This is a genomic window from Fictibacillus sp. NRS-1165 (assembly GCF_050468105.1).
Taxonomy (GTDB): domain Bacteria; phylum Bacillota; class Bacilli; order Bacillales; family Fictibacillaceae; genus Fictibacillus_C; species Fictibacillus_C terrinigri.
This window is the reverse complement of the sequence record NZ_JBDPNU010000026.1, coordinates 44,828-65,981: the sequence shown is the minus strand read 5'-3', so window position 1 is coordinate 65,981 and position 21,154 is coordinate 44,828. Positions and strand designations below refer to the sequence as shown.

Below are 21,154 nucleotides of genomic sequence, written 5' to 3'. Positions count from 1 at the left end.
CTCCCAGCAGCTTTTTATTAGAAACTTTTCATTTACAAAAATTGATGCGTAGGCTTTAAGGAGGATTGTTCATGCATTTAAATCTGATGGGAAAAATTGCACTTGTCACAGGTTCTACATCCGGAATTGGCAAGGCCATTGCGATGTCTCTGGCAGAGGAAGGAGCCCATGTTATCATCAATGGACGCCGTGAGGAAAAGGTGCAAGAAACGATAGCGGAAATTAAAGAGTTGCATCCCGACGCTGTATTATATTCAGCCGCAGCCGATCTCGGAAAAGAGGAAGGATGCGAAAAAATGATGAAGGAATTTAATGATATTGACATATTGATCAACAACCTGGGTATTTTTGAACCGAAGGAATACTTTAATATACAGGACGAAGACTGGTTTAAGTTTTTTGAAGTCAATATCATGAGCGGTGTCCGGCTAACGCGCAGGTATCTGAAACAAATGATTGAAAAAAAAGAGGGAAGAGTGATCTTTATAGCTAGTGAGGCTGCCATTATGCCGTCTCAGGAAATGGCTCATTATAGTGCTACCAAGACGATGCAGCTTTCCCTATCCAGAAGCTTGGCAGAACTTACATATGGAACGAAGGTAACGGTCAATACGATTATGCCTGGTTCCACTTTAACGGAAGGGGTCGAGGCCATGTTACAAAGCCTTTATCCCGATCAAAATTTGACTTTGGAAGAGGCCGAAAGAAAATTCATGATGGAGAATCGGCCCACTTCCATTATTAAGAGGCTTATTCGCCCCGAAGAAATTGCCCACCTGGCGGCTTTTTTAAGCAGTCCGCTCTCATCAGCGATAAATGGAGCTGCCTATCGAATTGATGGGGGGCTAGTTCGGAGTGTTTTTTAAGTTTAAGCGGATTTGTTACTCTCATAAAATAAAATCAAGAAGCACAGAATAGGGGAAGCAAGGAAAACTGCACTCTTTTGGTGGAGTGAGCGGAATGGAGTTAAACCATGAGGGAAGATTGTGATGTATCATCACTAAAACAACAGATTGTCGATATCCTCCAGCATATTAACCTTGAGATTAATCAATTTATAATCTCTTTGGAGAGGGAGAGTTATTGTCTTTTAGGCAATCTCGAACAATTAAAAGGACAAATCGAACAAACACAAACCGCAGCAGCATCATTTTATTTAAACTGTTATTTGTCTCCCTATACAGAAAAATACCTTGAAATTTCAACTTGTATCCAGAATCTCTCCAGTCAAAAACATGGAGCGCTGATCGCCATCGAACGGGAACAGCCCTTGGAGACGATGATCAGTGCGGGCAATTCGATCGGAGCAACATTAACGTTTCCGTTATTAGAGTCCATTTTTTATCCGGGAAATCCTCTTCATGATGGAGCGGTCTTAATTCGAGGTGACCTTATTATTTCGGCTGCAAACGTACTTCCCTTATCTAAAATTCATTCAAGTTCAAAAAAACTGGGAACCCGTCATCGAGCAGCAATAGGATTGACCGAGATCAGTGATGCACTGGTACTCGTGGTATCTGAAGAAACGGGCAGGGTTTCGTTCGCTGTGGATGGAAAGCTGTATCCGATAAACATGTCCAGTTCAATCGTTTAAAGTATAGGCAGTGCATCAAAAGCAGACCATCCGTCTGCTTTTTTATTTGAGTCTTTCTGTCGGTTTTTTCTTTTGACGATACGAAACGCAAAAAACTGCCCATTTCTGGAGTATAATTGACTTGAGACCTTAACAAGTACTGGGGAGTGATTGGATGATTTCAGATTTAATTGGAGAGCCGGGAATGGAACCTGTAGTTGGAATGCTCTACTCAATGGTAGACGGAAATTACAAACGGTTAAAAACAATTGTTGAAGGTATGTCACAAGAGGAATTAGATTATAAAGGTCCGAACCAAAAATATAACAGTACCGCGCAGTTAGTAAGGCACTTAGCATACGTGGACCTCAAATGGATATTTAGAATCAAGGGTGAGGCGGTGCCGAGGGAACTTGAAGAGAAATTTGGGCCTAGTTTAGATAAAAACGACCAATTGCCGCAGCTGAAAGGGATTTCTCTGGATGTGCTCATGACGGATTATGATCATGTTGTACAGATGATTAAATCAATGTGTTATCAGTTAACAGACAAACAGTTACATCAAACCGTTGAATATGAAAATGGCTACAAAGCCACAATCCAATGGGGTATTTGGCATATCGCAGACCATAACAGATATCATCAGGCACATATTAATCAACTGCGTAAATGGTTTAGCCAAGAATCAGAGACAAGAGAGGATCAACATCATGAAAAAAGGGATTTTACTATTGGTGGCGGCAACCTTTCTTTGGGCAGGTAATTACATATGCGGCCGGTATTTAGCACCGGCCTTGCCAGCAACTTTATTAAACACTATCCGTTGGGCTATTTCAACCGGGCTCCTGTGGGGATTACTGATGCTTAACAAAAAACCATTACCGATCATTTCTAAATGGAGAGAATTTGTAATACAAGGGTTTCTTGGCATATTCGCCTTTTCTACATTAAACTATTTAGGTCTTAAATCGATTAGCGCATCACAAGCCGGGATGATCTCAGCAGGTATTCCGATTACCATCCTGCTATTCACTCCCATATTTCTTAAAGAAAAAATCAATTCAAAAGCATGGATTGGAGCGGCGGTCTCAATCATCGGCGTGATTCTTTTGGTTCAGGGAAAACATGCAGACTCTTCTCCCGGTTCAATTGTTGGAGAAATTGAAATTCTGTTATCATGCTTCGCTTGGGGAATGTATACTGTTCTGGGCAAGAAATATGGCAGAACGATAGACCCTCTTACAATGACTGCGGGAGCCGCTTTTTATGGGACGATTTTTAGTGCCATAAGCTGTATGGGAACGGTCCATCCTAATATGATCCATATGACAACTAATGCATGGATTTGTATTTTCTACGTGAGTACATTTGCTTCAGTTATTGCTTATTTTTCTTGGAATGCCGGAGTAAAAATTGTAGGAGCAGGGCGAGCAGCGCCCTATATTAACTTACTCCCGGTCTGGACTGTTTTGCTGGGTGTTCTTTTGCTGCAAGAACAAATATCCTTCGTCACACTTTTAGGCGGAATCGTTACTATTTTGGGAGCGGTGCTTGCTAGTTTATGAGTTTGTATCAACGTGAGAGTTATGGCTGAGACCGCAAAAATCCATCAACTTGAACTGTATTATATGACCAAGCAAATTGGACGCAGCGGCTTTATCGGAAACTTCATCAAGGAACACGGTATTCATAAAGCGGTGGCTGTCGATGTTGACAAGCCTCCAACCTGAGGGAGGCAGGCTGTCAGATCGGCCACTTCGGCCATCTCGTTCAGCCAGGAAAGCATCAATGGCAAATGGTTCTATCTCGTCTGCAGCCTGAAGTCATTACCCTTTTTTCTTTAGAGAGAGCGACCCAGCTGTCTGAGGCTGCGGTATCGCTTGGAAAGATACAGAATGTCATCCTGCGGGTATTGTTATAGGTTGTGTGATAGCCTCGGATCTATTTATCAAGGATGAGATTGATTCCCTTGAAGTGGTGGTCGCTGCTAAAGACATTCCTTTGAAAGAGACAATTACGAAGGACATGATAGGAGTGGAGAGGAGAAACAAAGGAGCGGTAGTGGAAGGGTGATAACCTTACATGAAAAGATCAAATTTAAAATGAAGCCCTATTACTTTTCTTACAATTTTTTGTTTGTTGCTGTCGAGTGATAAGTGGTATAGTTTAAAAAAGAAAGCGGTTTCCAGTAGTTTCAAAGCCTGAAAGTGATGACGAAGCCAAAAAAGGAGCGTCTAACACTAGTACATCATGAGGAGGATTTAACCATGTCTCAATCCATTGATCGCGCAAAGACGCGACGCATTACGGGTAACATCTTCAAAGGTTCGGTAGGAAATCTGATCGAATGGTACGACTGGTATGTCTATTCTGCTTTCGCTGTGTATTTTTCTGCAGAGTTCTTCCCGAAGGGAGACCCGACCAGCCAATTGCTTAACACGGCGGCGATCTTCGCCGTAGGATTTCTGATGCGGCCGATTGGAAGCCTGCTGATGGGCCGCTACGCCGATCGTCATGGCCGGCGTGCCGCACTGACGCTTTCCATTACTATCATGGCCGGTGGTTCTCTGATCATAGCCTGTACTCCAGGTTATAGCACCATTGGTATAATAGCACCTATTATTCTGGTTCTCGCCCGCCTGCTTCAGGGGTTGTCATTAGGTGGGGAGTATGGAACCTCGGCAACTTATCTGTCAGAGATGGCCAGCACTGGCCGCCGCGGATTCTACTCAAGCTTCCAGTACGTGACACTTGTTGCCGGACAGCTAGTGGCTCTTGGTGTGCAGATTATCCTGCAGCAAGTGCTCAGCGAATCCGATATGATGTCCTGGGGCTGGCGTATCCCATTCGTCATTGGAGCAATGGGAGCCTTGGCTGTACTGTGGCTGCGACGCACGATGGACGAATCGGAGCAGTTCGAAAAAATGGACTCTGAAAACCGAGAAAACGCAGGGACCATCAGGGTTCTAATGAAACACCCCAAAGCGGTGCTGACAGTGGTGGGACTCACGCTTGGCGGAACGGTCGCGTTCTATACCTACACGACATATTTACAGAAATTCATGGTGAATACTGTGGGCCTCCAAAAGGAGGTCGTCAGCTGGATCAACTTTATTGCTCTGCTAGTATTCGTCGTGCTTCAACCGCTCGCCGGCATGCTGTCTGACCGTATCGGACGGCGCCCTCTATTGATTAGTTTCGGTATTCTTGGAACATTGCTGACAGTGCCGCTGTTCATGATCATGGAGCAGATGAAGAGTCCTATTATTGCTTTCTTGCTCATGATGGCAGGACTGATCATTGTCACCGGTTACACATCCATCAATGCGATCGTGAAAGCCGAGCTTTTCCCGACTGAAATCCGAGCCCTAGGCGTGGGTTTCCCTTATGCACTCACAGTCGCAGTGTTCGGCGGGACGGCGGAGTTCATCGCATTATGGCTGAAGAGCATGGGAGCCGAGTCGCTTTTCTATTTCTATGTAGCTGCTTGTATCGCAATAAGCTTTATCACCTACTGGCGAATGGGTGAATCTTCGAAGGTCTCCCAAATCGAGGCCGAGCTGAACGCTGAAAATGACCAGCTGTCTGTGTAGACAGTTAATCTTGTAATTAAAGAAGAGGAACATGTTTTTAAAAGCACGCTGCCGGCGTGCTTTTTGGCTGTATCGGTCTTTATGGCTCAAGACGAAAGTCTTGAAATACAGCGAAATCTATTAAAAAAGTAACGACTCCCTACCTATTTCCAAAATCTTTCAATCCTTTTACAGTTTAAATAGAGCAGAAGCAGCACTCAACATCGTCTAAATAGTTTAATAATCCAAGTAAAAGGAGTGGCAGGTTTGAAAGGGAAAAAGATTTTGTATTGGGTTCTGTCTTTGGTATTAGTTGGGTTCTTGGGCCATACGGTATATGACACAGGCCAACAAGGAACATTAAAAGCTCAAGAAACGAACGCATTGAAGGGACAATTCCACCTTGATGATGTTGTGAAAATTTATGTCCCATCCACCTATGATGTAGATCAGCCAATCGATAATACCCCGTACGTGAATCGGTCTCTGGAAACATTCTCTAAAATGTTTGGAGGGGCAACAGCTATTGAGGGAACAGGGGCCTGGATAGGTGATAACGATCAGCTAATTAAAGAAAAAGTCACCATTGTGTATAGCTTTGCTAAAAAGTTGAACAAGAAATAAAATTAACGAAGTAGTAGCTTATGCAAAAACTTTAAAAGAGGAGATGAAACAATCGTCCGTTTCCCTTGAAGTGAATGGCAAGATGTATTTCATTGAATAAGTAAAGCAGAACTGTTTTATTCATCATCGAGCCGACAAGATTGTACCGCGGTTGTACCAGAGTGTTGCGCTATTTTTGACGTTCTTATCGAAGCCAGCCTTGATTACTTCCTCAATCAAACGGTTTGACCTAAAAAAGCGAAAACACTAAGATCGAGCTGCCATTTAGGCGGCTTTTCTTATTAACATACGTTCACAAGAATAATCTTATCTATAAATAATATTGTAAGTGGGTTATACAACTCCTTTTGCATACTTTTTCGTGTCCCTAACTTTAATTGAAAACATGGCTTTACACTGCCGAATAGAGAAATACCTTCACCGACCATGATTGGATTAATCTTCAACACTAATTGATCATTGATTTTGTGCCCTTAATAAACTTACAGCCATGCCCCCGATTTGCCTTCCTAATTTCAACCCTTCATCATTATCTACGTTAAAATGAACGCCGGCGTACAAACGGGATAAAGCGCATTCTCCCATTGTGTTTTTTATTCCGGATGCTTCCTGCGGAAAGAAATAACTTAAGACCGTTTCTGCACATCCTGCAACAGTGGCGTGAGCAGAAGGGTACGATGGGAACCGAGGTGTAGACAGCAATGGAGATAGGTTTGTGCCATATTGATTGGGACGTGCCACATCCCAGAGATACTTAAAATACCACGACATGACAAAGGCATCATTAACCGCAGCGTGAAAATATGCGAGTACTCTGGCAATAAACGGGGAACCCAGCTGGTATTTTTGGGCGTAATTGTAAATCATAGGCGTCATGTTCTGCGTGGCTTCGACCATACCCCAGTATTGTGCGAGTTGTCTTTGCTCAGGCGTTATGGATGATAAAGTTCGTTCTACAATCGTTAACTCAAATCCCCAATCAATTTCATTAGGATTTTTAATTTGCCAAAGGATACGCTGTTGAAAGGGATCCAGGAACTCATTGTTTCTTTGCCTTAAAATAAAAAACATTGGAAAATATGCTGGTTCAGGATTCTGTTGAGGCGGGGTTTGCTCTCCTAAGTAAGGATGTTCTGACCATCTTCTGTAATTTGTTCTCATTCGATAACCCCTTCTATTTTTTCTTATTCTTTATGAGTAAGAGCAATAAAATATAACAATAAGTGTTAAAGACCAGCTGATATAACAATGCAAGCTGGTCCTTTTTTAGCGAATAGGCGGCAAGAATGGTCTGCGTGGTGCCAAGAAAATGGGAGCATTTGTTTCCACTGGAGCTTGTAACGCTGAAAGAAATCGCACAGCATGATTTATTGCTGACAAGGCGTATTTCCGGCCAGGGGATGTATGACATGATCCTGGAACAATTTGAAAAAAATGGACAGCACCCTAATGTCATTCTGGACTGTCCCGACATCTCTACGATTCTTACGCTTGTATCCGCCGGCATGGGAATTACGATCATTCCTAAATCAGAAATCCATTTGGCATATGAGGGGAAGTTTAAAACCATCGCCATTAAGGAATCGTTTCCACTGACCAAACCCTGCAGCGGTCTGCCTTAAGGATAGGTATATTTCCAAGGCTGGGAAGCAGCTTCTTAGCATGCTTGAGAAACAAGATAGCATTTAGCCATGTTAAAGGACAGCCAATTCCTGTAGATAAGGAGGGCTGCCTTTATCATTGGAGCCTAATTTAATCGAGCGCTCTTAATTTTCTCTTTGTGATTGATCAGGTACTCGGTCTTCTTCCATATATACCATTTTTCAAGAGTATAATAGTTTGTGAGATTATCTTCCGAAAGAATGTTAAGCACCTTCAAAAAATGAGATAATTCGTGGATGAAAATATAAAGCGGGAGGGATCATGATGGGGAAGGTTTATTTAATAGGGGCTGGACCGGGGGATCCGGAGCTACTGACAATGAAGGGATTAAAGTGCATTAAAAAGGCAGATGTCATCTATTACGATCAGCTGATAAATAGCGAGATGATTACATACATCCATTCGAATGCAAAACGAGGGGTCTGTATCCCTTATGATAAAGATGGGATGGAAACTGGTGGAATAAGAATGGAACTCTTTCGGCATGCAGAGGATAGTAAGACGGTCGTTTATTTAACGAAGGGGGATCCCTTTTTGTTCAGCGGTTGTGAAGAAACGGCATATGACCTTGCGGAAAAAGGAATTGTTTTTGAAGTAGTTCCTGGTATTTCAGAGGGTCTTGCAGCTGCTGCCTATATCGGAGTACCCGTCACCCACAGGGAGTATGCATGCTCTTTTGTCATCCTCTCGGCATCGAAGCTTGATGATCATCCGGATTCCTTACGTTCGATTGCGGCAAGCTTCAATACTCTAGTCATCCAGATGGACCGGAACTGGCTTTCGACGGTTCAGGACAAGCTGTTGCAGGCAGGCTGGGCTGCCGACACTCCCGTTGCCTACATACAGGAAGCAACAACAGCTGATCAATATTGCTGCAGAAGTCTATTGACCTCCACGCAAAAGATCGCAGGGGATGAGAAGGTGCATTTTCCTGGTATTCTTCTAGTTGGAGATGTAGTTACGTTTAACGACAAGATAAATTGGTTCAATCCACATAACAAACAGCTTCCGGCGAGTGTGGTAGGCTCCGGTTTATAGGCAAAAAAAGAAGATGACGGCAGGCAGGCCAATAGAGGAGCCCACCTTTCCGCCATCTTTTTATTATGGATTTATATTTTAATAGAGCTTTTGTTCATCGCCCATGTTTTCTTCCAGGAGTTCTGAGCAGTCATTAACATGAAAAAGGCGAGGATCCCAATCAAAGAGTATACGATAAAACCGGCCGCGTAGCTTCCAGAAAACTCTTTTAGTGTACCTAAAATAATCGGAACGAAAAAACCGCCAACTCCTCCGGCCGCTCCTACAATACCGGTGATGACCCCGATTTCTTCTTTAAATCGCTGAGGAACAAGCTGGAAGACAGCGCCGTTCCCCATACCTAGACACGACATTCCTGCAAACAATAGAACGGTCACAAGGAATAAGGACGGCAACTGGCTCACTCCCAGCATGCATAGCGTTACACCGATCAATAAATAGCTTAATAACCGTACCCCGCCGATTTTATCTGCAATCATTCCTCCGATCGGACGAACAAAACTGCCGGCAGCAACACAGAAGGTAACAAAGTTTCCTGCAGCGATACTGGACAAGTGGTACTGATCCACGAAAAAGATACTTAGGAAGCTGGTCAATCCTACAAATCCCCCGAAGGTCACACAGTAAAGAAGGCAAAAATACCAGGTATCTCTCATCTTTAAGACAGTTAAATAGTCCTTTACTGGCTTTGCAGGAGGCTGTGAAGGGGCATCCTTGGTGATCAATATATAAAGGGTGAACGTGGCCAGGAGCGGGATTAGTGCGAGCCCCATCACACCGTTCCACCCAAACTGTTCTGCGAGCCGCGGGCCAAAAAGGGTAGCCAATAAGGTTCCGCTGTTGCCTGCACCTGCAATTCCCATCGCAGCACCCTGCAGATGGGGCGGATACCAGCGGCTTGCCAGAGGCAGCGCGGCGGAAAAACTTGCTCCCGCTACCCCTAATAATAATCCGATTCCATAGAGTTCAGCGAGATGAGTACCTGAGAGCCAACCCCACAAGAGCGGCAGCATAGTGACAATCATACCCCCTATCGCTGTTTTCCTTGGTCCGATTCGATCGGTTAAAACGCCGAATAATAGTCTGAATAATGATCCGCTGAGTATGGGTATCGCAACGATAAGCCCTTTTTGAGAAGGGGAGAGACCAAAGTCCTTCGTGATATAAACCCCTAATGCTCCAAGCAGTACCCAAATCATGAAGCTCACATCAAAATACAGGAAGGATCCAATCAACGAGGGGGCATGTCCGTTATTTCTTAAGTCCTTTAACTTCATTCATATCACTCCAATCTAAGGTTTCTCTTAGTCTACGCCGGTTAAAATTGATATGCAGTTTTAATGGAAGAAAAGGTAACAGACAAATTTATAAAAAACAATGTGAGGTTTTCTGACATACGTGAAGTCTTCTTCGTCTGCGTTTGGTATGGTGTTAACAAGAAAGCATCAAATACTGCTTAGGAGGTTCTTATGGAAAGAAAGAAGCTTGTCCTTGTTGGAAATGGTATGGCCGGCGTCAGGTGTATAGAGGAGATCTTGAAAATTGACGCTGAAGCCTTTGATATTACAGTGTTTGGCAGTGAACCTCATCCCAATTACAACCGGATTCTTTTATCCACAGTGCTTCAGGGTGATACCTCGATTCAAGATATTACGTTAAATGAAATGTCATGGTATGAAGAAAATAATATCAAGCTATATACAGGGGAAACCGTGATTAAGATTGATCCTGATCAACAGCTCCTCTTTACCGACCTCGGCAAGGAGGTCTTTTACGACCAATTGATCCTCGCAACTGGATCACAGCCTTTTATGCTGCCGATTCCTGGTGCGGATAAAGAGGGAGTTACTGCTTTCCGGGACATTAAAGATTGTGAAACCATGATTGCTGCTGCACAAAATTATAAAAAAGCAGTGGTGATCGGTGGCGGGTTACTGGGGTTAGAAGCAGCACGGGGCCTGATTAACCTTGGAATGAAGGTCGATGTTGTCCATCTTACAGGCCAGTTGATGGACAGACAGCTGGATCTCGTCGCATCAGATCTTCTGAAAAAAGAGCTGGAAAGCCAGGGGATGAATTTTCTGCTCGAAAAGCAAACAGAAGAGATATTCGGAGGAAAACGGGCAGAGGGATTACGGTTTAAGGATGGTTCAACTGTGGATGCCGATTTAGTCGTAATGGCTGTAGGAATAAAGCCTAACGTCCAGCTGGCAAAGGACAGCGGCATTCCTGTTAATCGAGGAATTGTTGTAGATGATTATTTGCAGACCGAGATCCCGAACGTTTATGCAGTGGGAGAATGCGCCGAGCATCGTGAAATGGTGTATGGATTGGTAGCTCCTCTCTATGAACAAGGAAAGATACTAGCAGAACGAATAACCGGGCTTAAGAACAGGAAGTATGAGGGGTCCGTCATCTCAACACAATTAAAAGTGTCGGGTGTTGATGTCTTCTCAGCAGGACAATTCATGGAAAGTGAACATACGAAAGCTATTAAAATTCATGATGATGTGGAAGGAATCTATAAAAAAATTGTTTTTCAGAACAACAAAGTGATTGGAGCTGTGCTTTTTGGGGATATTCAGGACGGTCCGCGCCTCCTAAAAATGATCCTTGAGAAGGTTGATGTTTCAGACCTTCCAAAAATTGCAGTTCTGGCCACTCCTTCAGAGGATACCGCAGAGAGCGCTGTAGTTTCCATGCCCGCGAGTGAAGTCGTTTGCGGGTGCAATGGTGTTTCCAAAGGCGAGATTTGTGAGGCCATCGTTACTCAGGATCTTAAAACAGTGGATCAGGTAAGAGATTGTACAAATGCCTCCCGGTCGTGCGGCGGCTGCAAGCCCGTCGTTGCCGAACTTCTGGAATATACACTTGGTGATGACTTCGATTACAGTGAGCAAAAGGAAGCGATCTGCAGCTGTACAACATTAAGCCGGGAAGAAGTCATTGAAGAAATCAGAACAAAGGATTTGAAATTCGTGAAAGAAGTGATGCATGTCCTTGATTGGAAAGAAAAAGAGGGATGTTCGAAATGCAGACCGGCATTAAATTATTATTTGGGTATGATCAATCCCGCACAATATGAGGATGAATCAGCATCCAGGTTTGTTAATGAACGGCTCCATGCCAACATCCAGAAGGATGGAACCTATTCCGTAGTGCCGAGAATGTACGGCGGAGTCACAACGGCAGAAGATCTGCGGAAAATTGCGAACGTAGCGGAAGCGTATAATGTTCCGATGATCAAGTTAACCGGCGGGCAGCGGATTGATCTATTGGGCGTAAAAAAAGAAGATCTTCCTAATGTCTGGGCCGATCTCGATATGCCATCAGGGTATGCCTATGCTAAATCCTTGCGAACCGTAAAAACGTGTGTAGGTGAACAGTTCTGCCGGTTTGGCACGCAGGATTCCACCCAGATGGGCATCGACCTTGAGAAGAAATTCGAACGCCTGAATACTCCGCATAAAATTAAGATGAGCGTATCAGCATGTCCGCGGAACTGTGCCGAATCCGGAATTAAAGATCTGGGTATCGTTGGTGTGGACGGTGGATGGGAACTGTATGTCGGCGGTAACGGGGGCACACATTTGAGAGCCGGCGATCTGCTATGTACGGTCCAGACAAAAGAAGAAGTAATCACAATGGCTGCAGCGTTTTTACAGTACTACAGAGAGACAGCCAACTATCTTGAGAGAACATCGAAATGGATTGAACGAGTAGGCTTGGAGCATGTACGTGAAGTCCTTTTTGACGAAGAAAGCCGCAGCCAGTTAGTCGAGCGGATCGAGGAAGCACTCGTTTATACTCAGGATCCTTGGAAGGAAATTATTGAAAGCAAAGAAACACGAGAAAAATTGTTTGAGAGTTTGAAAGTTTAACAAGAACAATGAAAAGGGAGGCAGGACAAATGAACAGGATCGAAGTCGCACAGCTTCATAATTTGCCGGAAAAACTAGGGGTGACGCTCAAAATCGCAGAGCATGACATTGCACTCTTCAGACTTTCTAACGGAAAGATCAAAGCAGTTGAAAACCGCTGCCCTCATAAGGGTGGTGTTCTTTCCCAGGGAATAGTCAGCGGTGATTATGTATTTTGTCCGATGCATGATTGGAAGATCTGCACGACGAGTGGAGAGGCTCAAGGCCCGGATACGGGCTGCGTCAAAACGTATAAAGTAGAAGTGCAGGATGAGAAAGTCTATCTGTGCTTATAGGGAGAAGAGAGAACGAAGAAGGTGAGGCCATATGTCCAATAATTTTCTCCAGCATTTTCGTCACCAGCAGCAGGAAGCAGCCTATGAAAAAGCCATGGATACCCAGTGCCCGTTCTGCAGTGTTCAATGCACGATGCAACTGCTGGAACAACGGGAAGGCGGTCGAAAGAAATATAAAGTACTGCCCTTGAAAGAGACGGTGTCAGAGGCCAGATTGTGTATAAAAGGAAGAAACGCCCATCAGCATGCGCTTCATAGAGAGCGTATTCTGCATCCGATGAAAAGAGTGGGTCGTCACTTCGAACAAATATCATGGGATGACGCATTACACTTTATTAAAGAGCAGTTCACGAGCATTCAGAAACAGAACGGCAATGATGCAGTAGGTGTATACGGGGGAGGCTCGCTAACGAACGAAGAAGCCTATTTATTAGGAAAGTTTGCAAGGGTTGCCTTAAAGACAAAACACATCGATTACAATGGGCGCTATTGTATGTCGGCAGCTGCCTCTGCGATGAGTGAAGCATTTGGTTTGGACAGGGGCATAACAAATTTGGTGCAGGAGATCCCCTATTCACGATGTATCATCCTGGCGGGAACCAATATTGCTGAATGCCAGCCAACCTTGCTTCCCTATTTTCAAAAAGCAAAAGAGAACGGAGCCTTTATTATCGCGCTGGATCCCAGAGAGACACTGACAACGAAACTGGCGGATATGCACCTTAAAGTAAAACCAGGCATGGACGCAGCACTCGTCAACGGCATGCTGAAAGTCATACTCGACCAAAATCTCTATGATCTTTCGTTTATTGAGGAGAGGACGAACGGTTTTGAAGAGTTAAAAGAGCATATCGAGTCTCTTGATCTAAATGAAATTGCCGCGTCAACAGGGATCCAGCGTGAACAAATGGAGCGGGCAGCCGTTCATTTTGCAACAGGCTCCACAGGTATGGTGTTTACAGCAAGAGGTGTCGAACAGCAAACACATGGTCATGCGACAGTACGGAACTTCTTAAATTTGATCTTAGTAACGGGTAACATCGGTAAGCTGGGATCAGGATACGGAGCTGTAACCGGTCAGGGGAATGGGCAGGGAGGCAGGGAACACGGGCAGAAGGCAGATCAGCTTCCGGGATACAGGAGTATCGAGCATCCAGAACATCGAAAATATATCTCCAAGGTTTGGGGGATTACCGAAGAAGAACTGCCCGGTAAAGGTGTTTCCGCATATGAGATGATCGAGAAAATGGATGCCGAAGAAATCAAGGCTTTATTTATAATGGGCTCCAATCCGCTCGTTTCAACACCAAATGCGAATCTGGCAGAATCCGCGTTAAAAAAGCTAAAGTTTTTAGTCGTGGTTGATATGTTTTTATCTGAAACTGCAAAGCACGCTGATTTAGTGCTGCCGAGCTCGTCCTACCTGGAGGACGAAGGAACGATGACCAACATGGAAGGACGTGTGACGTTAAGAAAAGCTGCGCGGAGCTGTCCAGGCGAAGTCAGACATGACTGGCAAATTCTTTGTGATGTAGCCGCCCAGCTGGGTAAGAAGACATATTTTCCTTTTCAATCAGCAGAGGAGATCTTTAATGAACTTAGAGTGGCCAGTAAGGGAGGAAAGGCCGATTACTACGGCATCACGTACAAAAGACTGGAAAAAGAAAGGGTATTTTGGCCATGTCCCGCTCCTGGCCATCCAGGAGAAGGAAGGCTGTTTACCGAATCCTTTGCACACGAGGATGGGAAAGCGAAATTTTTAACGGTAGCCAACCATAAACCAAAGGAACAACCGAACAGGCAATTCCCCCTGTATTTAACGACAGGGCGTGTAATGAGCCATTATTTAACGGGAGCACAGACCAGAAGAAGCCCTGCCCTCGCTGCGAGGGAGATCGAGTCGTTCATCAGGATTCACCCGAGTACAGCCAAAGCCTTTCATGTTCAAAACCATTCGTTGGTTAAGGTTGAATCTGCGCGGGGAAGTATACAAGCCCGGGGACTTTATGACGAGTCCATACGTGAGGATACGGTATTCGTCCCCTTTCATTGGGGGGACGAGCAGAATATCAATAAAGTTACATATCACGCACTGGATCCGGTTTGCAAGATGCCTGGGTTCAAAGTGTGTGCTGTCAGAATTGCACCCGTGGTTGACCTTTCAAGAAATTGAAAGTCGGTGACAAATACAAAAACAAAGTGAAAAACCCGGCATGCAAGCGGCCGGGTTTTTATAGAAGAGGAATACTTGAAGTTAAACAGCTGATTGACAAATACCCCCTAACATATGGCTGTCTGCTCAATTGCGGACAGCTTTTTTGCTGCGAACATGTCTTCGATCTGTGGTAAATTTTAATTATATCAATCTGAAATGGCAACGATGGAGGAAGTCGAGATGGATGAACGGGATTGGCTTATACTAAAGGTTCTATATGAAAAAAAGAATATTACGAAGACGGCGCTGCAATTGTATATTTCACAGCCAGCCCTTACGAAAAGAATTCAGCACATCGAGAAGGAGTTCAGGCTGGTCATTATCGAACGCGGAAAAAGGGGAGTTCAATTTACACCACAGGGTGAATATCTCGCCAAGTGTGCGGATGAAGTGCTCAGCCGGTTCCAGAATATCAGGGAGAACGTCATCAATATGAGTGAAGAAGTTGCAGGGACACTGAGGCTCGCTGTTTCCAATTATATAACCTTGCACAAACTTCCCAAACTGTTAATGCTTTTCCGTGAGAAATTTCCTCAGGTAGACTTTAAAGTTACGACCGGCTGGAGTAGAGAAGTGTTTAATCTTGTCTATAATCATGATGTACATATTGGTATTGTGCGAGGAAATTATCAGTGGTCTGATGCAAAGCTACTGCTTTTTGAAGAAAATCTCTGCATCACATCCAGGGAGGAGATTAAGCTGAGTGATTTACCATCCACTCCGAGGATTGATTATGGAACAGACCCAGCCTTAAAGACAATCATCGATAATTGGTGGAGCAGGACCTTTTCCCGCCCGGGGATAGTCGGTATGGAGGTGGACAAGGGGGAAACGGCCAAGGAGATGGTCATGAACGGTTTAGGTTATGGAATACTTCCCAGTGTTCTAGTGGATCAGAATACAGACCTTTTCAAAATTACTCTTATGGACGAAAAGCAAGAACCGATTGTTCGAGAAACATGGATGTTCTATCATGAGAAATCAATGGAGATGAAACTAATTTCCGAATTTGTCCGTTTTGTTCAAGGTTTGGATTTTATCCATGATCTTTGAAAACCACAGGCTCTGAGCCTGTGGTTTTTTTGCAGATCACCATTTCGAGGCTGATTATCATTCCATTTTTATATCGCTGTCGATTCGTTAATGATATTTTAATCATCCATGCTTTCTCTCTATGATGGAAATGTGGAAGGGAGAGAAACGTGAATGGAGATTCAAACAAAGCAGCTTTATGCACGCTTTAAGGATAATGAAGGCAAAAATTTTGATGCGATCCTGCAGAATGAACATGAGGGCAATATGGGCTTCGGCTTTATGAACACTATAAAAAACGGGATCGTTCGAGCTGTCAATAAAAAGGTGATAGTCAGCGAGCCAAAAACTGCGAATTATTTCAGCCTTCCCCTCTGGGGAGTTGAAAATATACTTGATGAAAGCTGCGGAGAATATGACATCGCATTCACCGTAACATACGTCAACTCCTATCAACTGTTTATCCAAATCTATGAACCTTACTAATTCAGGAAGAAAGGAACATCTTATGAAAATATTTTTGATGATTATCGTAAATGTCATTCTCCCCGTCTTTATTCTAATCGGCATCGGAGCGTTTATTCACCGCAAATATAAACTCGATTTGAATACCTTATCTAAGATAAATAACTATCTGCTCATGCCAGCCGTCAGTTTTGTGAATATCTATCAAAGTGAAATCCGGGGAGAGGCACTGCTTACAATCATCGGTTTTCTGCTGCTGCAAAATGGATGTCTCATTCTCCTAAGCAGCATCGTTGCAAAAATATCCCGTTTTGACCGCAGTCTTTCTGCGACTTTTAAAAACAGTGTGGTGCTCAACAACTCTGGCAACTTTGGACTTCCGGTCAGCCAGCTTGTGTTTCAGCACAACCCGTTAGGGGCCTCCATTCAGGTCATCGTTACTATTTTCCAGAACTTTATTACATATACTTATGGTTTAATGAACTCTGCCTCGGTTCATACAAAACGTTCCACGGCTATAAAATCGTTCCTTAAGAACCCCATTTTCTTTGCCCTGCTGCTCGGACTGGCGTTTCAAATGACAGCAATAAAATTACCTTCTTTTCTTTGGACTCCCATTGATAATATTTCCAGTGCTTTTATTGCGGTTGCCCTCATTACGCTTGGTGCTCAGAGTGCATATTTAAGGATTAATCAGTTTTCTCTTCCACTCCTGCTGAGTCTTATCGGGCGCCTGATTATATCACCAATGATCGCCTTGGCCCTCATTTTATCACTGGTACAACGGCACAAGCGCTGTTCATCGCAAGTTCATTTCCATCTTCAAGAAACAGCGCCCTGTTTGCTTTGGAACATGGAAACCATCCGTCCTACGCAGCTCAAACCGTCTTGTTATCAACGCTTTTCAGCAGTCTTACGGTTACGCTTGTCGTTTATTTATCAAAGGTCTTATTTTAAATATTTCTGAGGTGAAGGAAATCCTGCGTTCGGAGGACGTATTACGAAGTTACATAAATAGTGATGAGAAAAGAAGTGCAAGCATATTAGGCTGCACTCCTTATTATTTTTTAAAAGTGACCACGTTCACAAGTTCTCAGCGCATCGTTCTCCTGTGATCTTTTAAACCCAATCCATTCCTCTTTATTTACATACTTTACTATGAAAAAAATTTAAGGATGTGAGGAAATGGAGGCTTCTAATCAAATTCCCATGCAATTAAAAAATGATCTCAATCTCAGAACCCAATTTACGTTTATAGCAAACGATCCAACCTTGGCGTGTATTTTGAAAAATATTGCTTCGAATTCTGTTAATATTTCGGGTTTTTTCTTAACGAAAGACCGCCAAAAGAATAATTTTTGTCAGGCTTGTAGCTGGTACATCTGAATCTGAGAGTAACCATGATCTCCGTATCGTTAGAGAAACACTGCAATCTCTTAATGTTTCTTTTCAAGAGGAAACAATCATCGCTATCTCTAACATTCCCGCGGGCATTCCAGGCGTTTTCAGCACATTGTTCGGCAGCCTATGGTGTAAGTTAGAAGTTAAATCATTTTACATCGGAGAAAACGATATCATATTTATGAATGTATCCAATGTTAAGAAAGCAATAAAGATCCTGTCTCAAGAGGAATTGAAGCAATGCCAAAATGACAGTTGATTTCAATACGTAAGGTAGCATTACTAACTTGCAAGAGGACGACCTGGAATGGTGGGAAGAAAACCATCATTTTTGATCGTCCATTTTTTGAATTTACTTAATTTTTACGACTACCCCCATTTAGCTTAATGTTTAAAAATTATAATTGGGCTGTCAACTAGATTCTAGGGGGGGATTTGTTCATGCGGAAACAGCCATTCACTAAATTAAGATCGATGATTTTAGCCGCATCCATGGCATTATGTGTACTTGCCATACCTTGGGCAGTAGACGCCGTAAAAGCATTCGCAGATGATCAAACGCACAAGCAAAAGAATGTGAACGTTCAATTGCTTGGTATTAATGATTTTCATGGACAGCTTGATACGTATGATAAAAAACGTAACGCTGGCGGTGCGGAATATCTTGCAGCCTATCTTAAAAAAAGGGAAGCTGCCAACCCTAAAAACACCCTTATGGTTCATGCCGGCGATGCAGTAGGCGCAAGTTCTCCAGTGTCGGCTTTACTTGAGGACGAACCAACGATTAAGTTTCTAAATAAAATGGGCTTTGATGTAGGCACGGTTGGAAACCATGAATTTGATGAAGGAGTAAAAGAAATGCTCCGTCTTATAAATGGAGGCAGCCACCCTAAAACAGTCGAAAAATACGGCAAGTTTGAAGGTGCGGACTTTCCTTATGTAGCCGCCAATGTGATTGATAATAAAACCAATAAGCCATTGCTCGACCCGTACGCCATCAAAAAAGTAGAAGGAGTTCCCATCGGCTTTATTGGGATTGCGTTGTCTGATACACCAAGTGTGGTAATGCCAAGCGGCACAGATGGAGTTCGATTTACAGATGAGACGAAAGCCATCAATAAATATGCAAAAAAATTAAAAGCGAAAGGAATCAAATCCATTGTCGTGCTAGCTCATAATCCGGCTGCTTCTAAAGAAGATGGTTCAAAGGCTTCTGGAGAATTAGTAGATATTGCTAAAGGAGCCGATGATGAAGTAGACGTGCTTTTTGGCGGCCATAATCATGCACTAACGAATACCACGGTTGACAATAAATTACTTGTAGAATCTTACTCTTACGGTACTGCGTTTTCTGATGTTGATCTAGTGATTAATCCCGTAACGAAAGATATTGTGAAAAAGAAAGCAGAAATTGTAACTGCCTACCGTGACAAAATCAAACCGGATGCAAAAATAAAAAAGATGGTGGATGCGTATTCGGCAGATGTAGCGCCAATTCTAAATCAAAGGATTGGAACGGCCTCTGCTCCAATCAGCAAACAACAAAATTCGAACGGAGAGTCTGAGTTAGGAAGCATGATTGCGGATGCCATGAGAGCTCAAACTCATACAGATTTCGCATTTATGAATCCTGGTGGAATACGCGCGGACATTGATGAGGGCGAAATATTGTGGAAGGAACTATTTACAGCTCAGCCATTTGGCAATGATCTTGTGAAAATGGAGTTAACGGGGGATCAAGTGAAACAGTTGTTGAATCAGCAATGGGCAGATCCTGAAAGAACAAAGATCCTTCAGATTTCGGGATTAAAAGTAAAATATGATGACTCTCGCCCTGCAGGCGACCGAATTGTTGAAATAACTCTTCCTGACGGGAGGGCAATTCATTCTTCCAAAACTTATACTGTTACTGTCAACAGCTTTATGGCTAGTGGGGGAGATGGATTTACCACGTTGGAGGATGGAAAAAACCAATTGGTTGATATACCCGACCTCGATGCCTTGATCCATTTTATTCAATCCAAAAGGGAGGTAAACCCAACGATTGATGGCCGCATGACAAAATTAAATAATTAGGGACAACAGAAAGGAGTGAGCTCGGCATCCCTTTTTTGTTCATACCATGTCGGATTCTTGGGCAACTTAATCCATAGGGGGGATGGTGATGCAACTTGAATTTTTCCTATCGATACCTAAAAAAGAACGCATACTGCTGATGCAATTTTCTCGGATACTCCCGATGGAACTTTTTAAAGAATATGCCAATCAACGAACCGTCCTCACTCAGTATTTGGATGACTTCCCTGAGTTTCGGACCGTATTTGTTATCCTGGACGACATGGAACTCTATTATAGTTATTATCCGCACGCAAGAGAGACCAAAACAGAAGCGATCACTTCTTGGGAATCGGAACTGAAGAAGATCCAGAAACGAATCCAACCAAAAGCGAAAAAGCTGGTGAAATGGTTTCATCAGTTAAAGAAACAAGGGAAAATCACGGAAGAAAAGGCGAAACCAAATATAAAAGGTGCTCTCTTTCAGAGGGCACGAGAGATTAGTCAGCATTTGGCTTCCCTTTGGTTCATTGAAATCGTGTCTCTTTTCGGGTCGGTCGCTGTTGGAACTGAAAAAAAGGGTTCGGACATTGACCTCTTGTTGCATCACACCATCCGAGCGAAAACAAAAGTTGAACCGGTTTTGAACCATATAAAAAATGACGTCAAACAAAGGTTCAACATCGATCTTGATATGCTCAACCATTCTAAACATATGGAGAACATAGGGTTTTATGAACCTGCAGTTGTGATGGCAGAGGAACCCGCGATTAAGATTTTCGGGCAGCATCCCATCCTAAAAAAAGACCTGCAAGTTTTTGTTGTAGATTTGTACGCTGGTCATCATCTCCAGCTCATTCTTTTACCAAAAACCACGGAAGATACGGGATATTCTGTTGTTTTGATTTCGGATACGGAACAAATCGCCCTCTTTTCCATTAAAATGGAGGGCAATCTTGGGATTTTCAGCAGCCTCGCTGAAAACCGCCTAGCTTTGAAAAAACAGAATATCCCCTTTACTGATGCTGATTTCCAACGGTTTATAGGGGACTTAATGACTGAACTGTTGAGAAAACAAGAACCAGAATTGAATCATGTGTTCCCCGAAGCATTCTATGAATCGTACAAAGACATGCCCACGTTTTAGTGAGATGCCAAATCGGCATCTCTTTTTTACGCAACAAAACGTACATATTATCGCTCCAAAAAATCAAACAGAGGAACAACGGGAACGGATCATTAAAGAATGGCACATTGCTGGCTGGCATATTATTGATGAAATAATGGAAAAGGAATCAAAA

The 21,154-nt window shown here is 43.4% G+C and carries 19 protein-coding genes and 2 pseudogenes; 18 read left to right on the top strand and 3 right to left on the bottom strand.

What is annotated here, in order from left to right; translation table 11 throughout:
* Positions 1–71 precede the first annotated feature (71 nt).
* From ABHN01_RS12980 to ABHN01_RS12945, 8 genes are all read left to right on the top strand, one after another.
* The gene (locus ABHN01_RS12980) at positions 72–866 is read left to right on the top strand and encodes an SDR family NAD(P)-dependent oxidoreductase (RefSeq protein WP_429875882.1); all 795 of its coding nucleotides are present in this window, start codon (positions 72–74) and stop codon (positions 864–866) included.
* 107 nt (positions 867–973) lie between these two features.
* A complete protein-coding gene (gene cdaS / locus ABHN01_RS12975; RefSeq protein WP_429875881.1) occupies positions 974–1,594 on the top strand; it encodes a sporulation-specific diadenylate cyclase CdaS in 621 nt (206 codons plus the stop codon).
* A 154-nt stretch (positions 1,595–1,748) separates the two neighbouring features.
* Positions 1,749–2,336: a DinB family protein gene (locus ABHN01_RS12970; protein WP_429875880.1), complete on the top strand. Its 588-nt coding sequence runs from the start codon at positions 1,749–1,751 to the stop codon at positions 2,334–2,336.
* Entirely contained in the window at positions 2,284–3,138 is an 855-nt protein-coding gene (locus tag ABHN01_RS12965; RefSeq protein WP_429875879.1) for a DMT family transporter, read from the top strand. Before ABHN01_RS12970 ends, ABHN01_RS12965 begins: the two co-directional genes overlap by 53 nt.
* Before the next feature lie 12 nt (positions 3,139–3,150).
* Positions 3,151–3,303: a hypothetical protein gene (locus ABHN01_RS12960; protein WP_429875878.1), complete on the top strand. Its 153-nt coding sequence runs from the start codon at positions 3,151–3,153 to the stop codon at positions 3,301–3,303.
* Between the two features lie 196 nt (positions 3,304–3,499).
* On the top strand, positions 3,500–3,646 hold the full coding sequence (locus tag ABHN01_RS12955) for an SAF domain-containing protein (protein WP_429875877.1): 147 nt from the start codon (positions 3,500–3,502) through the stop codon (positions 3,644–3,646).
* Between the two features lie 194 nt (positions 3,647–3,840).
* Entirely contained in the window at positions 3,841–5,166 is a 1,326-nt protein-coding gene (locus tag ABHN01_RS12950; RefSeq protein WP_429875876.1) for an MFS transporter, read from the top strand.
* A gap of 246 nt (positions 5,167–5,412) precedes the next feature.
* Positions 5,413–5,769, top strand: a complete 357-nt coding sequence (locus ABHN01_RS12945; protein WP_429875875.1) for a DUF3574 domain-containing protein — start codon at positions 5,413–5,415, stop codon at positions 5,767–5,769.
* A gap of 333 nt (positions 5,770–6,102) precedes the next feature.
* On the opposite strand, the pseudogene ABHN01_RS12940 reads toward ABHN01_RS12945, so the two are convergent.
* Both ABHN01_RS12940 and ABHN01_RS12935 read right to left on the bottom strand, forming a co-directional pair.
* Positions 6,103–6,239 (bottom strand): annotated as a pseudogene (locus ABHN01_RS12940) (dihydrofolate reductase family protein); the annotation flags it as partial.
* Entirely contained in the window at positions 6,226–6,930 is a 705-nt protein-coding gene (locus tag ABHN01_RS12935; RefSeq protein WP_429875874.1) for a vanadium-dependent haloperoxidase, read from the bottom strand. The gene ABHN01_RS12935 and the pseudogene ABHN01_RS12940, both read right to left, overlap by 14 nt.
* Positions 6,931–7,055: 125 nt before the next feature.
* On the opposite strand from ABHN01_RS12935, the gene ABHN01_RS12930 reads away from it, so the two are divergent.
* Together ABHN01_RS12930 and cobA are read left to right on the top strand one after the other, a co-directional pair.
* The gene (locus tag ABHN01_RS12930) at positions 7,056–7,391 is read left to right on the top strand and encodes a LysR substrate-binding domain-containing protein (RefSeq protein ID WP_429875873.1); all 336 of its coding nucleotides are present in this window, start codon (positions 7,056–7,058) and stop codon (positions 7,389–7,391) included.
* Between the two features lie 304 nt (positions 7,392–7,695).
* Positions 7,696–8,469 (top strand): uroporphyrinogen-III C-methyltransferase, encoded by a 774-nt coding sequence (gene cobA / locus ABHN01_RS12925; protein WP_429875872.1) that lies wholly within the window; start codon positions 7,696–7,698, stop codon positions 8,467–8,469.
* A gap of 71 nt (positions 8,470–8,540) precedes the next feature.
* Here cobA and ABHN01_RS12920 read toward each other — a convergent pair whose 3' ends face one another.
* Positions 8,541–9,746 (bottom strand): nitrate/nitrite transporter, encoded by a 1,206-nt coding sequence (locus ABHN01_RS12920; RefSeq protein ID WP_429875871.1) that lies wholly within the window; start codon positions 9,744–9,746, stop codon positions 8,541–8,543.
* A gap of 192 nt (positions 9,747–9,938) precedes the next feature.
* On the opposite strand from ABHN01_RS12920, the gene nirB reads away from it, so the two are divergent.
* The 8 genes and pseudogenes from nirB (at position 9,939) to ABHN01_RS12880 (ending at position 21,000) form a co-directional block, all read left to right on the top strand.
* Positions 9,939–12,350: a nitrite reductase large subunit NirB gene (gene nirB / locus ABHN01_RS12915; RefSeq protein WP_429875870.1), complete on the top strand. Its 2,412-nt coding sequence runs from the start codon at positions 9,939–9,941 to the stop codon at positions 12,348–12,350.
* A gap of 29 nt (positions 12,351–12,379) precedes the next feature.
* Entirely contained in the window at positions 12,380–12,685 is a 306-nt protein-coding gene (gene nirD / locus ABHN01_RS12910) for a nitrite reductase small subunit NirD (protein ID WP_290399234.1), read from the top strand.
* Positions 12,686–12,716: 31 nt separating this feature from the next.
* Positions 12,717–14,858: an assimilatory nitrate reductase catalytic subunit NasC gene (gene nasC, locus ABHN01_RS12905; protein WP_429875869.1), complete on the top strand. Its 2,142-nt coding sequence runs from the start codon at positions 12,717–12,719 to the stop codon at positions 14,856–14,858.
* A 222-nt stretch (positions 14,859–15,080) separates the two neighbouring features.
* On the top strand, positions 15,081–15,953 hold the full coding sequence (locus tag ABHN01_RS12900) for a LysR family transcriptional regulator (protein ID WP_429875868.1): 873 nt from the start codon (positions 15,081–15,083) through the stop codon (positions 15,951–15,953).
* Positions 15,954–16,106: 153 nt separating this feature from the next.
* Positions 16,107–16,418 (top strand): hypothetical protein, encoded by a 312-nt coding sequence (locus tag ABHN01_RS12895; protein ID WP_429875867.1) that lies wholly within the window; start codon positions 16,107–16,109, stop codon positions 16,416–16,418.
* A gap of 22 nt (positions 16,419–16,440) precedes the next feature.
* Positions 16,441–17,354: pseudogene (locus tag ABHN01_RS12890) on the top strand (AEC family transporter).
* 885 nt (positions 17,355–18,239) lie between these two features.
* A complete protein-coding gene (locus ABHN01_RS12885) occupies positions 18,240–19,874 on the top strand; it encodes a bifunctional metallophosphatase/5'-nucleotidase (protein ID WP_429875866.1) in 1,635 nt (544 codons plus the stop codon).
* 88 nt (positions 19,875–19,962) lie between these two features.
* Positions 19,963–21,000 (top strand): nucleotidyltransferase domain-containing protein, encoded by a 1,038-nt coding sequence (locus ABHN01_RS12880; protein WP_429875865.1) that lies wholly within the window; start codon positions 19,963–19,965, stop codon positions 20,998–21,000.
* Positions 21,001–21,154: the final 154 nt, after the last annotated feature.

What these genes read in the sequence shown, in the direction of transcription:
- ABHN01_RS12880 (WP_429875865.1), top strand. Translation starts at nt 19,963, where the DNA reads ATGCAACTTGAATTTTTCCTATCGATACCTAAAAAAGAACGCATACTG.
- ABHN01_RS12935 (WP_429875874.1), bottom strand. Translation starts at nt 6,930, where the DNA reads ATGAGAACAAATTACAGAAGATGGTCAGAACATCCTTACTTAGGAGAG.
- cdaS (WP_429875881.1), top strand. Translation starts at nt 974, where the DNA reads ATGAGGGAAGATTGTGATGTATCATCACTAAAACAACAGATTGTCGAT.
- ABHN01_RS12930 (WP_429875873.1), top strand. Translation starts at nt 7,056, where the DNA reads ATGGTCTGCGTGGTGCCAAGAAAATGGGAGCATTTGTTTCCACTGGAG.
- nasC (WP_429875869.1), top strand. Translation starts at nt 12,717, where the DNA reads ATGTCCAATAATTTTCTCCAGCATTTTCGTCACCAGCAGCAGGAAGCA.
- nirB (WP_429875870.1), top strand. Translation starts at nt 9,939, where the DNA reads ATGGAAAGAAAGAAGCTTGTCCTTGTTGGAAATGGTATGGCCGGCGTC.
- ABHN01_RS12980 (WP_429875882.1), top strand. Translation starts at nt 72, where the DNA reads ATGCATTTAAATCTGATGGGAAAAATTGCACTTGTCACAGGTTCTACA.
- cobA (WP_429875872.1), top strand. Translation starts at nt 7,696, where the DNA reads ATGGGGAAGGTTTATTTAATAGGGGCTGGACCGGGGGATCCGGAGCTA.
- ABHN01_RS12950 (WP_429875876.1), top strand. Translation starts at nt 3,841, where the DNA reads ATGTCTCAATCCATTGATCGCGCAAAGACGCGACGCATTACGGGTAAC.
- ABHN01_RS12920 (WP_429875871.1), bottom strand. Translation starts at nt 9,746, where the DNA reads ATGAAGTTAAAGGACTTAAGAAATAACGGACATGCCCCCTCGTTGATT.
- ABHN01_RS12885 (WP_429875866.1), top strand. Translation starts at nt 18,240, where the DNA reads ATGCGGAAACAGCCATTCACTAAATTAAGATCGATGATTTTAGCCGCA.
- ABHN01_RS12895 (WP_429875867.1), top strand. Translation starts at nt 16,107, where the DNA reads ATGGAGATTCAAACAAAGCAGCTTTATGCACGCTTTAAGGATAATGAA.
- nirD (WP_290399234.1), top strand. Translation starts at nt 12,380, where the DNA reads ATGAACAGGATCGAAGTCGCACAGCTTCATAATTTGCCGGAAAAACTA.
- ABHN01_RS12970 (WP_429875880.1), top strand. Translation starts at nt 1,749, where the DNA reads ATGATTTCAGATTTAATTGGAGAGCCGGGAATGGAACCTGTAGTTGGA.
- ABHN01_RS12965 (WP_429875879.1), top strand. Translation starts at nt 2,284, where the DNA reads ATGAAAAAAGGGATTTTACTATTGGTGGCGGCAACCTTTCTTTGGGCA.
- ABHN01_RS12900 (WP_429875868.1), top strand. Translation starts at nt 15,081, where the DNA reads ATGGATGAACGGGATTGGCTTATACTAAAGGTTCTATATGAAAAAAAG.